We start from the raw sequence: 13,334 nt of genomic DNA on the forward strand, positions 1-13,334 counted from the left end.
GTCGCCGGTCGCCCGTAGGCTCGTGGCATGAGCACCACGCCCGCGCCCGCTGCCGTGCCTGCTCCCGATGCCGTGTCCGCACCGCGTGCCGCTGCGCTCGACGTGCTGCACCGCGTGTGGGGCTACGACGACTTCCGCGGTGAGCAGGCGGCCATCATCGACCAGGTGGTCGGCGGTGGTGACGCCCTCGTGCTCATGCCCACCGGCGGTGGCAAGTCCCTCTGCTACCAGGTGCCCTCGCTCGTCCGCGACGGCGTCGGGGTCGTGGTGTCGCCGCTCATCGCCCTGATGCAGGACCAGGTCGACGCCCTCGCTGCGAACGGCGTGCGCGCCGCGTTCCTCAACTCCACGCAGGGCCCCGACGAACGGTCTCGAGTCGAGCGCGCGATCGTGCAGGGCGAGGTCGACATGCTCTACCTCGCGCCCGAGCGGCTCCGACTCGAGTCCACCCGTGCGCTCCTCGACCGTGCGCGCGTCTCGCTGTTCGCCATCGACGAGGCACACTGCGTCGCCCAGTGGGGCCACGACTTCCGCCCGGACTACCTCGAGCTGAGCGTCCTGCACGAGCGGTGGCCGACGGTGCCGCGCATCGCCCTGACCGCCACCGCGACGCCGCAGACCCACCGCGAGATCTCCGCACGGCTCGGCCTCGACGACGCCGCGCACTTCGTCGCCGACTTCGACCGGCCGAACATCCAGTACCGCATCGAGCCGAAGACCGGCGCGCTGCAGCAGCTGCTCACCTTCATCCGCACGGAGCACAGCGGCGACGCCGGCATCGTGTACTGCCTGTCCCGCAACTCCGTCGAGCGCACCGCGACCGCCCTGGCCGAGCAGGGGATCAACGCCCTGCCGTACCACGCGGGCCTCGACGCCCGGGTGCGTGCGCGCAACCAGTCGACGTTCCTGCGCGAGGACGGCGTCGTCATGGTGGCCACCATCGCGTTCGGCATGGGCATCGACAAGCCCGACGTCCGGTTCGTGGCGCACCTCGACCTGCCGAAGTCGGTCGAGGGGTACTACCAGGAGACGGGCCGTGCGGGTCGTGACGGGCTGCCGGCCACCGCGTGGCTCGCGTACGGCCTGAACGACGTCGTGCAGCAGCGGCGGATGATCGACCAGTCCGAGGGCGACGCCGCGCACCGTCGGCAGCTCAGCGCCCACCTCGACGCGATGCTCAGCCTGTGCGAGACGATCGAGTGCCGCCGGGTGCGGCTGCTCGCGTACTTCGGGCAGGAGAGCTCCCCGTGCGGCAACTGCGACACGTGCATCGCGCCGCCGGAGTCGTGGGACGGCACGATCCCCGCGCAGAAGCTCCTGTCCACCGTCGTGCGGCTCGAGCGCGAGCGCCGCCAGCGGTACGGCGTCTCGCACCTGGTCGACATCCTGATCGGCAAGCGTTCGCCCCGCGTGCAGGAGCTGCAGCACGACACCCTGGCGACCTTCGGCATCGGTGCCGACCTGTCCGAGGGCGAGTGGCGCGCGGTCGCACGACAGGTGCTGGCCCAGGGCTACGCGGCGGTGTCGGGCGACGGCTTCGGCACGGTCGTCCTCAGTCCCACGAGCGCCGAGGTCCTGACCGGCAAGGTGCAGGTGCGGATGCGTCGCGACCCGGTCAAGGCACCGCGGGCCGGACGCAGCGGTCGACGGACGGTCGTCACCGACATGCCGCAGGAAGCCGTCGGCCTGTTCGAGGCCCTTCGTGCCTGGCGTGCAGCCGAGGCCCGCGAGCAGGGCGTCCCCGCGTACGTGGTCTTCAACGACGCGACGCTCCGCGGCATCTCCGCCGTCCGACCCGCCGACGTCGACCAGCTCGGCGAGATCTCCGGGGTCGGCGCGGCGAAGCTCGAGCGGTACGGGCGCGCGGTCCTCGACGTCGTCGCCGCGGCCGACTGACGCCCTGCCACCACTGCATGCCGTTCCGGGCATGTGCCCTCCGCACGCCTCATTACACTCGGTAGCTCGTCACCACGAGGAGGTCCGGTGTCCGGTTCGACGAAGTTCGCCACCGTGCTCAGTCGCGCGGTGGTGACCCCGCTCGCCCGGTTGCTGTGGCGCCCGAAGATCATCGGTCGTCGGAACGTCCCGAAGCGCGGCCCGGTGATCCTCGCGAGCAACCACCGCTCGTTCATCGACTCGCCTGCGATCACGCTCATGGCGCCGCGCAAGGTGTCGTTCCTGGCGAAGCAGGAGTACTTCACGGGCTCGGGTCTCAAGGGAGCCGTCTCGCGGGCGTTCTTCGGTGGCATCGGCGCCATCGGGGTCGAGCGTGGCGCGGGTGCGGCGGCCCAGCAGGCCCTCGATCTCGGGCTGGCACGCCTGCAGGAGGGCGAGGCGTTCGCGATCTACCCGGAGGGCACGCGCTCGCTCGACGGCCGGATCTACAAGGGCCGCACGGGTGTGGCGTGGCTGGCGTTGACGAGCGGTGCCCCCGTGGTCCCCGTCGCGCTCTCCGGCACCGAGGACGTGCAGCCGGTCGGCTCCCGGCTGCCGAAGCTCGCCCGCGTGACGATCGAGTTCGGGCAGCCGATCGACCTGTCGTCCTTCGGCGAGGCGTCGTCCGGCCGTGCTCGGCGCCACGCGACCGATGCGGTGATGGCGGCGATCCAGGAGCTCAGCGGCCAGGAGCCGGCGAACGCCTACAACAACCCACCCGCGACGATCGTCGAGCGGGTCCGTCGTGCGCTGCAGCCGGACGACCCGACCGCTGCCGCCGTCGACCCCGACTGATCGCCGCCACTGTCCGGTCACTATTGCACATCTGAAATATCGATGGTTGAATGGCGGACGTGCCGCTCGGCACGCCGCCATCGCCGGTCGCCCGAGAACGACCAGCCACGACATCCAGATCGGACCGTCCGCAGCATGTCCTCCACCCCGCTCTTCGACTCCATCGCCCAGCGTCGCGATCAGGCCGACGCCCCGCACTCCACCGCGCACTCCACCCTGTCGCCGGCGATCGCCGTCGTGACCCCGGTGCCGACCTCGCCGATGTCCGCGCCCGTCCGACCGGGTGACTCCACGCTGGTGCCGGCCGCGCTCGTCGCCGCGATCGACGAGATCCCGGTGCGGGTGGCGTCGGCTCTCGTGACCGAGGTCACGATCCGTCCCGAGCACCTCGTCCTGGTCGAGACCGTCGCCGACGCGATCACCCGCGCGGTCGTCGACGCCGTCGTGGGCGAGCTCGACCGGATCGCCCGTGACGGCGTCGTCCGCGTCTGACCGGGCCGGTCTCCGCACGATGTCGACCCTCGACGATGGCCTGCCCCGACGCCCACGCGGCGCCGAGCGCCGCGCCGCCGACCGACCGCCCGCGCCCCGGCCGCGCCGTGCACGGCACGCTGCACAGCCGGGGCCGCTCCGAGCCGCCGGGGTGGCGGTGCCCCCTCCCGCCACCCCGGCTTCCACACAGCCGATGCGACGCATCCGGCCTGCACAGCCCATCCGGCCCGCGCACCCCGCCCGGCCCACGGAGTCGGCTGCTCCCGCACAGCCTGTCGCTCCCGCACGTCGCCGCCCCGCGTCCTTCCGGATCCCCGCCCGGCGGACCCTGCCCGCCGTGGCGGTGACCGCGGTCACGTGCCTGTTCGTCGCGGTCGGCTCCCCGCAGACCGCCTTCGCTGCTCCGGCCGCTCCGGAACCCACGTCGGCACCCGCTGGTGTGCAGCACTTCGTCGCCGACGGTTCGACCGGGCCGACCGCCGGCCGCGACGACTTCTCGGTCGGTCGTGCTGCTGCGGCGCTCCGGGTCCCCGGCGGCGCGGCCCCGGCCGGTGGAGCCGTCCGCCCCACGGCCGGTGCGATCCCCGAGGCCGGTGCCTTCGGCTCCCGCTGGGTCGTCGGCTGCGCGGCCTGCTCCTCGAATCACCAGGGGGTCGACTTCGCGGCGGACATCGGGACCCCGGTCGTCGCCGCGCTGCCTGGGCGGGTCGTCTCGGCGGGTGTGCTCGGTGGCTACGGCAACCAGGTCCTCCTGCAGCACGCCGACGGCACCGCGACGCGGTACGGGCACCTGTCGGCGATCGACGTCCGCCCCGGACAGGTCCTCCGCGCGGGGGAGCGCCTGGGGGCCGTCGGCAACACGGGCGTCTCGACCGGCGCCCACCTGCACTTCGAGGTCATCGTGGCCGGCACCCCGATTGACCCGGCCGCGTGGCTGCAGGCTCGCGGGCTCCTCTGACGGCGTCGGGCGTAGCGTCGGAGCGGTCGCGGCATGCTGTCGCGCCAGGACGGAGACGCACGTGCGAGTGACGGTGTTGGGGACGGGTGCGATGGGTGCAGGCGTGGCGGGATCACTGCTCCGCGACGGCCACGAGGTGACGGTCTGGAACCGCAGTGCCGACAAGGCCTCGCCCCTGGGTGACCGCGGCGCGACGGTGGCGAGCGACCCGGGCAGCGCCGTCGAGCGCGCCGAGGTCGTCCTGCTCACCCTGTTCGACACCGACGCGGTCGTCGACGTCCTCGAGCGGGCCGCCGGCGACGCCCCGACCGACGCCGTGTGGGTGCAGGCCTCGACGATCGGGGTCGACGGCACCGCGACGGTCCTGCAACTGGCCGAGCAGTGCGGCATCACCCTGGTCGAGGCGATGATGCTCGGCACGAAGGCCCCCGCCGAACAGGGCAAGCTCACGATGCTCGCGGCCGGCCCGGCGGACCTGCTCGACCGCGTCGACCCCGTGCTCGACGCGATCGGCGCGAAGACCGTCCGCGCCGGCGACCACGTCGGCGACGGCACCGCACTCAAGCTCGCCGCGAACGCCTGGATCGCCTCGATCACCGCGGCGACCGGGCAGTCGCTGGCCCTCGCGGCGGCGCTCGGGCTCGACCCCGCGCTGTTCCTGCAGGCCATCGAGGGCAGCGCGAGCGACTCCGCCTACGCCCACACCAAGGGCGCTGCGATGATCGCCGGTGAGTTCCCCGCCCAGTTCGCACTCGACGGCCTGCGGAAGGACATCGGGCTCATCACCGATGCCGCCCGGACGGCGGGGGTGGCCACCACGCTGCTCGAGGCACTCGGGCGGGTCTACGCCGATGCCAGTGCAGCCGGGCACGGGCGTGACGACATCGCCGCGGTCGGCACCGCGTTCTGACGCACAGGCACAGGCACAGGCACACGCACGCGCAGGCACACGCACGGGCACGGGCACACGCACGGGCCTGCCGAGCGATCAGCCCCGGCGGAACACCTGCCGGAGGCGCTTCGTGAGCCGCCCCACGGCCTCGTCGTTCATGGTGTTGGCGAGGTCGAACGCCTCACGAGCCGGGTCGGACCCGGCCTGGATGCGTCGGAGTGCGGCATCGGCGCGGGCCCGCGAGTCGAGTTCGGCGAGCGGCATGTCGTCCTCGGGGTGGTGCTCGCCGCGAGGGTCCATGCGGTCCAGGTTACGCGCGACCGGGGTCGTCCGACCCGGCGTCGAGCTCGTCCACGACGCGGACCATCTCGTCCAGGAAGTCCACGACGACCGCCATCTCGTTGCTCGGCAGGTGCTCGGTGACCTCGAGCGCGCGTGCGTCGAGCTCCTCGATGACCCGAAGTGCGTGCCGCATCGAGGTGCCGGTGGCGGTGAGGATCACGCCACGGCGGTCGTTCGGGTCGGCGTGCCGTTCGACGTGGCCGCTGCGGACGAGCCGGTCGACGAGCGCCGACGTCGACGCTGCCGTGATCTCGAGCCGCTCGGCGAGGTCCTTCGCGTTGACGGTGCGGCCGTCGTGCTCGGCGTCGATCAGGAACCGGAGCGCCAGCAGCGCGTTCTCGCCGATCCCCAGTGCCTCTCGCGCTCGGCGCTGGGCAGCGCTCTCGGCCGTTCGGTACCGCCGCAGGGCGTTGAGGACGTCCACGGCGGAGACCGCGGAGTCCTCGTACCAGTACCCCGCGGTGCTGGTCATCACCTCGGACGTCATGCCCCCAATGCTAGACGCTCTAGTTAGATTGTCTAGCGAGCACGGAGACGGGACACCTGCAACACCCGTGACGCGGTTCTGTAACACCCCGGCAACGCCGGCTCGTTAGGTTCTGGACATGCAGGAGCAGCCGTGCTGAGTCGCCTCGCGGGGAACGTCTTCCACGTCGGGAGCGCGGTGGAGCGCACCGACGTCGTCGCACGGTTGCTCGACGTCTACGTCGCCCGCCGCGAACCAGGCACGCTCGACGACGACCGACTCGTGTCCACCGAGCTCCGCAGCGTCATCGGGACCACCGGCCCTGCGAACGACCCGGACCGCGCCGCCACCGTCGACGCCCTCGCGCTCGACCGGCACGAACCCGCGTCCATCGCCGCCGCGGTCGCCGTTGCCCGCGACCACGCACGTCGTGCCCGCGAGGTCGTCTCGAGCGAGCTCTGGGACTGCCTCGACGTCACGCGGTCGCGGATGCCCCGGAAGATCGCCCCGGACCGTGCGCACGAGTTCCTCAGTTGGGTGCGGGAGCGCAGTGCCCTCGCGATCGGGGTGGTCGAGGGGGACGCCAGCCGTGACGAGGTGTGGGAGTTCTTCACCCTCGGGCGCTCGCTCACCCGCTGCGCCTCCACGGCACGGCTGCTGGCGTCGCGGCTGCTCGAGCCGGACGCGGTCACCTCGTGGACGGCGGCGCTCCGGGCGTGCGGCGCGGGCGAGGCCTTCCTGCGTGGCCGTGACCACCTACCGGTGCCGTCCGACGCCGCCGCCTTCCTGCTCCTCGACGCGCACAGCCCGCGGTCGTTGCGCTTCACGGTGCACCGCGCGGCCGAGTGCCTGGCTGACGTCGCGCCGGCCTGCGTCGCGGACGAGGTCGCCGGGTTCGACGAGGTCCGCGCCCTGCTCGACGGGATCCCGGAAGAGTCGGCGCTCGCCGTGGCGGGCGACGTCGGGCTCCGGCTGGCGGTGGCTGCCGACCGGGTCGCCGCGGCCCTCGACGAGCGCGTCTTCGCGTCGTCCGCGCCCGTGCTCTGAACCCGCCCGGCGCGCGTGTCCGGAGCCGGGTCGGCGCGTGTGTGGGGACCGGGTCGGTCCGCGCGGCGCGACCGCGGCCGTGTGTCCGGGTGACGTCGGACGGGAGGCCCGTGGCGGCGCCGGTGCGGGCCTCCCGTCCGACCGTCGGTGCGTCACGGGCCGTCGGCCGACGGGCAGGGCGACCCGCCTGTCCGTCAGACGGCGCTGGACCGGTCGGCGAGCGTCTCGTCCCGTTCCAGCTCGCGGCGGAGCGCCGCGCGCGAGCCGACCACCGGCACGGCGTGCGTGATCGCCAGGTGCAGCCGCGAGTCGGCGTCGTAGCGCAGCCGGACCCGCTGGTACCGGACGAGCCAGACGAGCGCGATCCCGAGTGCGACGAAGCCCGAGGCCGCGCCGACGACGATCGCCCAGCGCGGGCCGAAGGCGTCGGCGACGGCGCCGACGAGCGGGGCGCCGATGGGAGTGCCGCCCGCGAAGATCGCCATGTACAGGGCCATCACGCGGCCACGCATCGCGGGCTTCGTCGTGGTCTGCACCAGGGCGTTCGCCGTGGTCATGAAGGTCAGGGACGCGAGCCCGACGAACACCAGGACGATCGCGAAGGTCCAGTACGTCGGGGCGAGGGCGGCCGCGGTGCACGCGAGCCCGAACCCGCCGGCGGCGAGCACGAGGGTGCGCATCCGCGGCTTGTCCCGGCGGGCGGACAGCAGCGCACCGAGCACGGAGCCGATGGCCATCACCGAGTTGAGCAGCCCGAACTCGCCGGCGCCCTGGTGGAACTCGACCCGCGCCATCGTCGAGGTGAAGATCGGGAAGTTCACGCCGAACGTGCCGACGACGAAGATCATGCAGAGCACGACGACGATGTCCGGCCGGGTGCGGACGTACCGGAAGCCGGCGACGATCTGCCCCTTCCCTCGGCCCGCCCGGACCCGTTCGGCGAGCTGGGCGGGGTCGACGAACCGGAGTGCGACGAGGACGGCCAGGAACGACCCGGCGTTGATGACGAACACCCAGCCGGACCCGATCGCCGCGATGAGCACACCGGCGACCGCGGGGCCGATCAGGCGCGCGGCGTTGAACGACGCGGAGTTCAGGGCGACGGCGTTCGAGACGTCCTCGCCCTGCACGACGTCGGAGACGAAGGCCTGCCGGATCGGGGCGTCGAACGCGGCGACGATGCCGAGTGCCAGGGCGAAGCCGTACAGCGCGAGCAGGGTGGCGGTGTGGGTCAGGACCATCACGCCGAGTCCCAGCCCGAGCAGCCCCATCAGGCCCTGGGTGACCATGAGCATCTTCCGGCGGTCGAACCGGTCGGCGGCGAGCCCGGTGAGCGGCAGGAGCAGCAGCTGGGGGCCGAACTGCAGGGCCATCGTGATGCCCACCGCGACGGCGTCGTCGTCGGAGAGCTGGGTCAGCACGATCCAGTCCTGGGCGGTGCGCTGCATCCAGGTGCCGACGTTCGACACCAGGGCCCCGGCGAACCAGATGCGGTAGTTGCGTCCGGCGAGGGAGCGGAACATGGCGGTCACTGCTGGGCCAGCCTCCTCATGATCTCGGTGGCGTCGGCGAGGGTGCTCCGCTCGTCAGCCGTGAGCGCTGCGAGTCGCGGGCTGAGCCAGCCGTCGCGGCGACATCGGGTCTCCTCGACGAAGGCCACTCCGGCGGGCGTCGCGCCGAGCAGCACCTTGCGGCGGTCGTCGCCGTGCCCGCACTTCGACACCAGACCCCGCTCGACCAGCACCGCGATGGTCTTCGTCATCGAGGGCGGTGTGACGCCGTCCTGTCGGCTCAGGTCGGCCAGGGTCATGGCGCCGTCGCGGTGGAGTCGCGCGAGGGCGGAGAACTGCGCGTCCGTGACGCTCGAGTCGGCCTTCTGGGCACGGAGTGTGCGGGACAGCCGGTTCACCGCGGTGCGGAGGTCGGTGGCGTCGGTCATCGGTCGTCAGCCTATCTCATTAGTTCAGCGAACGAACTTGATTTCGGGTGTACCGTGCTCATAGACAACACGTGTTGCCGAGAGAGAAGGAGAACATGTCCGAGTTCGAGGGCAAGGTCGCCGTCGTCACCGGTGGTGGCAGCGGCATCGGCGAGTCCGTCGCGAAGGAGCTCGCCGCGGCGGGCGCCACGGTGGTCGTCGCCGACATCAACCTGGCGGGCGCCGAGCGCGTCGCCGCGTCGATCGTGGAGGCCGGTGGCACCGCCCGCGCGTTCGAGGCGAACTCCGCGGTCGCCGCGGACAACGAGCGCATGGTGCAGTTCGCGGTCGACACGTTCGGCGCGCTGCACCTGGCCGTGAACAACGCCGGCATCGGCGCAGCACCGCAGCCCATCGGCGAGTACGACGTCGCCGGCTGGGACCGCGTCCGTGCGGTCGACCTGGACGGCGTCTTCTACGGGCTGCGCTACGAGATCCCCGCGATGGTGGCTGCCGGTGGTGGCGCGATCGTGAACATGGCGTCGGTGCTCGGCACGGTCGGCATGGCGCAGAACGCCGCCTACGTCGCCTCGAAGCACGCGCTCGCCGGGCTGACCAAGGTCGCCGCACTGGAGTACTCGTCGCAGGGCGTCCGCACGAACGCCGTGGGCCCCGGGTTCATCGACACCCCGCTGCTCCGCGGGTCGCTCTCGTCCGAGGCCATCGCGGCGCTCGAGGACGAGCACGCCTCGAAGCGGCTCGGCACCGACGCCGAGGTCGCCGCGCTCGTGCTGTTCCTGCTGAGCGACAAGGCCTCGTTCATCACGGGCAGCTACCACCTGGTGGACGGCGGCTACTCCGCCCACTGACGGCTCGGGTGCACCGCGTCGTTCCGGGCGTACCTGGTCGAAACGGGCGTACCTGGTCGGTTCTTCCGACCAGGTACGCCCGTTTCCGCTCTCCAGCGCTGGTGCGATGGGAAGGAACGTCGGACGGGAGGCCCGCCCAGCGTGCGCCGGTCGGCTCGCGCTGGGCGGGCCTCCCGGCCTTCAGAGCCGCGGGTCCGTCAGGATCGCGTCGTGCGGGAGCAGGGCGTGCACGCCCCACGTGCGGTTCGCGACCTGCGTGATGCGCATGCTCACCGCCACGCTCGCCATCGCGAGGGCCTCGGCGCGGCCGATCCCGTGCATCCCGGCGATCCAGTCGACCATCCGGTCGAGTGCCGTGGCCGTCGCGAGGTTGAGGTCGGCGTCGAAGCCGAAGGTGACGCGCCCCGCGGGGGTGTCGGCGTGCACGCCCTCGACCGGGGCCTGGTCGAGGAGCGTCAGGGTCATCGTCGTCGTCATGCCGCACTCGACCGCCGTGCCGGAGACCTCGCCGTCGCCCTGGGCCGCGTGCCCGTCCCCGACGTGGAGCAGGGCGTCCGGCACCGTCACGGGCAGGTACAGGGTCGAGCCGGCGATCAGCTCGCGGCAGTCGACGTTGCCGCCGCCGACCGTGCGGGGCGGGATCGTCGAGTGCGCCCCGGTGGCCTCTGGTGGGACGCCGACGACGCCGAGGAACGGTGCCGTCCGCACCCCGAGGCCGAGCTGGTTGACAGCCACCCGGGCAGCCACGTCGATGTCCCAGAGGAGCGGGCCGCGCGACGCCGGGTCGGTCAGGCCGAGTGCGCGGTTCACGGGGGAGTCGACCCCGCCCGAGGCCGTGTAGCCCCAGTCGTCGGGCACGAGGTCGTCGAAGTGCACCGCCAGGACCATCCCCGGACGTGCTCCCGCGACGGCGATCGGCCCGACCAGGCAGTGGCCTCGGCGCGGGTCGATCAGGGTCGGGGCGTCCAGGCCCGGGCCCGGCTGGCGTTCCGTGTAGCCCGCGGCGCTCAGGGTGCGGACGGTCACCGTGTCGCCCGGCTCCACGGTCAGGACCGGCTGGCGTTCGGCAGTGAAGACGTCGACGGCGGAGTCGACCGTGGCGTCGAGGTGGTGGGTGGTCACCGCTCGATCATCCCAGGGGGCGGTTCTGGCGGTTCCGGGCGTTCTGGGAAGGAACGTCCTCAGTGGAACTGGGGGATCGTGAGCCAGATGCCGGCCAGCACGGCGGCGGTGCACAGCGCGAAGCACACCACGGCTCCCGCCAGTGCCGCCGGCGGGGTGTGCCCGGAGCGCGGGGTCTCGTCGGAGTACTGCGTGCGCTCGCCGCCCGCGTCGTCCGGCTGCCCCGTGCCGAGCAGCCGGAGGCCGAGCGTGTACACGAGCACCAGGCCCACGGCGGCCACGAAGCCGACGCCGGCGACCGTGCCGATCGCGGTGAAGTCGATGTCCATCGTCGTTCCCCTCAGTTCGTCGCGCCGGTCGGCTGCGGCTCGGTCTGCTCGGCCGGCCCTGCAGCGCCGGTCGTGATGTCCTCGTGCGAGATCGGCTTGCGCTTGGCGAGGAGGAGGAAGGTGAGCCCGCCGGCCAGGGCGAGGACCGCGACGAGCACCAGCCCGAACACCGAGGTCGACGCGAGCCAGGTCGCGAGCGCCCCGACCACCGCAGCGGCCGGCAGCGTGATCACCCATGCGACGACGATGCGGCCGACGACCGACCAGTGCACGTCGGCGAGCTTCTTGCCGAGGCCCGAGCCGACGACCGCGCCGCTCGTCACGTGGGTCGTCGAGAGCGCGAAGCCCAGGTGCGACGAGATGAGGATCGTCGCGGCGGAGCTCGTCTCGGCGGCGAAGCCCTGCGGCGACTGCACGTCGGAGATCTTCTTGCCGACGGTCTGCATGATCCGCCAGCCGCCCATGTAGGTGCCGAGGCCGATCGCGAGCCCGCAGGCCAGGATCACCCAGAGCGCCGGACCGGTGCCGGCGGCCTGGTAGTTCGCGGCGATGAGGGTCAGCGTGATGACGCCCATCGTCTTCTGCGCGTCGTTCGTGCCGTGCGCGAGCGACACCAGCGACGCCGAGATCGTCTGTCCGTGCCGGAACCCGGTCGCGGCACCGTGGGTCGTCGCGTTCTTCGTGAGCACGTACGCCAGGTACGTCGCGACCAGGGCGATCACCCCGGCGATGACCGGGGAGAGCAGCGCCGGCAGCACGACCTTCGACACCACCGTCGCCCAGCTGATCGAGTTCAGCCCCGCCCCGATGATCGAGGCGCCGATGAGCCCACCGAACAGCGCGTGGGTGGACGACGACGGCAGCCCGAGGTACCAGGTCGCCAGGTTCCACAGCACCGCGCCGACGAGTCCCGCGAAGATCATCGTCGGGGAGATGTGGATGCCGTCCTGCCCCTCGCGGATGATGCCCTGCGAGACGGTCTTGGCGACCTCGGTGGACAGGAACGCGCCGACCACGTTGAGCACGGCGGAGATGAGCACGGCGGTCCGGGGCTTGAGCGCTCCCGTGGCGACCGACGTGGCCATGGCGTTCGCGGTGTCGTGGAACCCGTTCGTGAAGTCGAACACGAGGGCCACGACGATCACCAGCGTGACGATGACGATGACGTCCATGCGCAGGACGGTAGGCCCGCCCGGAACCCGCTGCGTGAACGCCGGGTGAACAGGTCCGGGATGGGGCGCGTCTGCGAAGATGCGGGTGTGCCAACCTTCTCCGCCGCTCGCGGCGACGCCTCGTTCACCGACGCCCACGGCGTCGAGATCGTCTACTCGACCTGGCGTGCGGCGCGGCCGAAGGGCGTCGTGCAGATCGCGCACGGCGTCGGGGAACACGGGCTCCGCTACGAACCGCTCGCGCAGGACCTGGTGCGCGCCGGGTACACCGTGCACGCCAACGACCACCGCGGGCACGGGCGTACCGGGCTGACCCAGTGGGACGGCGACCACGCCAAGCTCGGTCGGCTCGGCCCCGGCGGCCTGCGCGCTGCGATCGCCGCGGTCGAGCAGATGAGCGCGGTCGCGCGGGCCGACGAACCCGGGCTGCCGCTCGTGCTGCTCGGTCACTCGTGGGGGTCGCTCATGGCGCAGCGGATCGTGAACACCTCGTCGGACCGCTACGACGGCGTCGTCCTGTCCGCGAGCGCCTACCGGCTGCCCGGTTGGATGAACAGCGGCGACCTCAACGCCCGGCACGCAGGGTCCGGGCCCACCAAGTACGAGTGGCTCACCCGCGACCGGAAGATCATCGACGCGATGGCGCTCGACCCCCTGGCGGTCGAGGCCGACGTCATCGGGCTGTTCGGGCTCGCCGACACCCTCCGGCTGCTCGGTGTGCCGCGGCGGGGGATCCCGCACGACCTGCCGATGCTGCTGCAGGTCGGCTCCGACGACACCCTCGGGGGCCCGCGTTCGATCGAGCGTCTGGCGCAGGCGTACCGCCGACGCGGCCGGCTGTCCGACGTGACCGTGCAGGTGTACGACGGCGCCCGGCACGAGGTCTACAACGAGACGAACCGCGCCGAGGTCATCGGGGACCTGGTCGCGTGGCTCGACCGGGTGACCACGCGCTGACGGCGCTCGCCGGATCCTGCGACGCGACCGGTGACGGCCT

At 72.5% G+C, this 13,334-nt stretch carries 15 protein-coding genes; 8 read left to right on the forward strand and 7 right to left on the reverse strand.

All coding sequences use genetic code 11. The features are described 5' to 3' along the window. The first annotated feature begins 27 nt into the window (after nucleotides 1-27). From recQ to OE229_RS06055, 5 genes are all read left to right on the forward strand, one after another. A complete protein-coding gene (gene recQ / locus OE229_RS06035) occupies nucleotides 28-1,896 on the forward strand; it encodes a DNA helicase RecQ (protein ID WP_209133156.1) in 1,869 nt (622 codons plus the stop codon). A gap of 87 nt (nucleotides 1,897-1,983) precedes the next feature. Continuing rightward, a complete protein-coding gene (locus OE229_RS06040; RefSeq protein WP_209133158.1) occupies nucleotides 1,984-2,730 on the forward strand; it encodes a lysophospholipid acyltransferase family protein in 747 nt (248 codons plus the stop codon). Between the two features lie 135 nt (nucleotides 2,731-2,865). Beyond that, nucleotides 2,866-3,222, forward strand: a complete 357-nt coding sequence (locus OE229_RS06045; RefSeq protein WP_209133160.1) for a hypothetical protein — start codon at nucleotides 2,866-2,868, stop codon at nucleotides 3,220-3,222. 337 nt (nucleotides 3,223-3,559) lie between these two features. Next, nucleotides 3,560-4,180, forward strand: coding sequence for a M23 family metallopeptidase (locus OE229_RS06050; protein ID WP_209133161.1), 621 nt, complete (start codon nucleotides 3,560-3,562; stop codon nucleotides 4,178-4,180). Between the two features lie 73 nt (nucleotides 4,181-4,253). Then, entirely contained in the window at nucleotides 4,254-5,090 is an 837-nt protein-coding gene (locus OE229_RS06055; protein ID WP_262140091.1) for an NAD(P)-dependent oxidoreductase, read from the forward strand. 78 nt (nucleotides 5,091-5,168) lie between these two features. Here OE229_RS06055 and OE229_RS06060 read toward each other — a convergent pair whose 3' ends face one another. Continuing rightward, complete coding sequence (locus OE229_RS06060; protein WP_209133163.1) at nucleotides 5,169-5,372, reverse strand: hypothetical protein; 204 nt, start codon at nucleotides 5,370-5,372, stop codon at nucleotides 5,169-5,171. Nucleotides 5,373-5,382: 10 nt separating this feature from the next. Further along, complete coding sequence (locus tag OE229_RS06065; RefSeq protein ID WP_262136958.1) at nucleotides 5,383-5,901, reverse strand: MarR family winged helix-turn-helix transcriptional regulator; 519 nt, start codon at nucleotides 5,899-5,901, stop codon at nucleotides 5,383-5,385. 132 nt (nucleotides 5,902-6,033) lie between these two features. On the opposite strand from OE229_RS06065, the gene OE229_RS06070 reads away from it, so the two are divergent. Next, nucleotides 6,034-6,927 carry an alpha-E domain-containing protein gene (locus tag OE229_RS06070; RefSeq protein WP_262136960.1) on the forward strand — a complete coding sequence of 298 codons (894 nt, stop codon included), beginning with the start codon at nucleotides 6,034-6,036 and terminating at the stop codon, nucleotides 6,925-6,927. 194 nt (nucleotides 6,928-7,121) lie between these two features. Here the strand turns inward: OE229_RS06070 and OE229_RS06075 are convergent, their stop codons facing one another. Further along, nucleotides 7,122-8,459, reverse strand: coding sequence for an MFS transporter (locus tag OE229_RS06075; protein WP_182066148.1), 1,338 nt, complete (start codon nucleotides 8,457-8,459; stop codon nucleotides 7,122-7,124). Further along, the gene (locus OE229_RS06080; RefSeq protein WP_259580458.1) at nucleotides 8,456-8,866 is read right to left on the reverse strand and encodes a MarR family winged helix-turn-helix transcriptional regulator; all 411 of its coding nucleotides are present in this window, start codon (nucleotides 8,864-8,866) and stop codon (nucleotides 8,456-8,458) included. Before OE229_RS06080 ends, OE229_RS06075 begins: the two co-directional genes overlap by 4 nt. Nucleotides 8,867-8,961: 95 nt before the next feature. Between OE229_RS06080 and OE229_RS06085 the strand changes: the two genes are divergently transcribed. After that, nucleotides 8,962-9,714: an SDR family NAD(P)-dependent oxidoreductase gene (locus OE229_RS06085; protein WP_262136963.1), complete on the forward strand. Its 753-nt coding sequence runs from the start codon at nucleotides 8,962-8,964 to the stop codon at nucleotides 9,712-9,714. Nucleotides 9,715-9,894: 180 nt separating this feature from the next. On the opposite strand, the gene OE229_RS06090 is transcribed toward OE229_RS06085, so the two are convergent. Genes OE229_RS06090 through OE229_RS06100 form a run of 3 tightly spaced genes read right to left on the reverse strand, consistent with a single transcriptional unit; the run spans nucleotide 9,895 to nucleotide 12,337 of the window. Further along, complete coding sequence (locus tag OE229_RS06090) at nucleotides 9,895-10,836, reverse strand: acetamidase/formamidase family protein (RefSeq protein ID WP_209133170.1); 942 nt, start codon at nucleotides 10,834-10,836, stop codon at nucleotides 9,895-9,897. Between the two features lie 59 nt (nucleotides 10,837-10,895). Further along, a complete protein-coding gene (locus tag OE229_RS06095) occupies nucleotides 10,896-11,165 on the reverse strand; it encodes a hypothetical protein (protein WP_182066152.1) in 270 nt (89 codons plus the stop codon). Between the two features lie 11 nt (nucleotides 11,166-11,176). Beyond that, nucleotides 11,177-12,337 carry an inorganic phosphate transporter gene (locus OE229_RS06100; protein WP_209133172.1) on the reverse strand — a complete coding sequence of 387 codons (1,161 nt, stop codon included), beginning with the start codon at nucleotides 12,335-12,337 and terminating at the stop codon, nucleotides 11,177-11,179. Between the two features lie 87 nt (nucleotides 12,338-12,424). Here OE229_RS06100 and OE229_RS06105 point away from each other — a divergent pair, with 87 nt between their 5' ends. Next, complete coding sequence (locus OE229_RS06105; protein WP_259580465.1) at nucleotides 12,425-13,294, forward strand: alpha/beta hydrolase; 870 nt, start codon at nucleotides 12,425-12,427, stop codon at nucleotides 13,292-13,294. The last annotated feature ends 40 nt before the right edge of the window (nucleotides 13,295-13,334 follow it).

The sequence above is a fragment of the Curtobacterium poinsettiae genome (assembly GCF_025677645.1).
Taxonomy (GTDB): domain Bacteria; phylum Actinomycetota; class Actinomycetes; order Actinomycetales; family Microbacteriaceae; genus Curtobacterium; species Curtobacterium poinsettiae_A.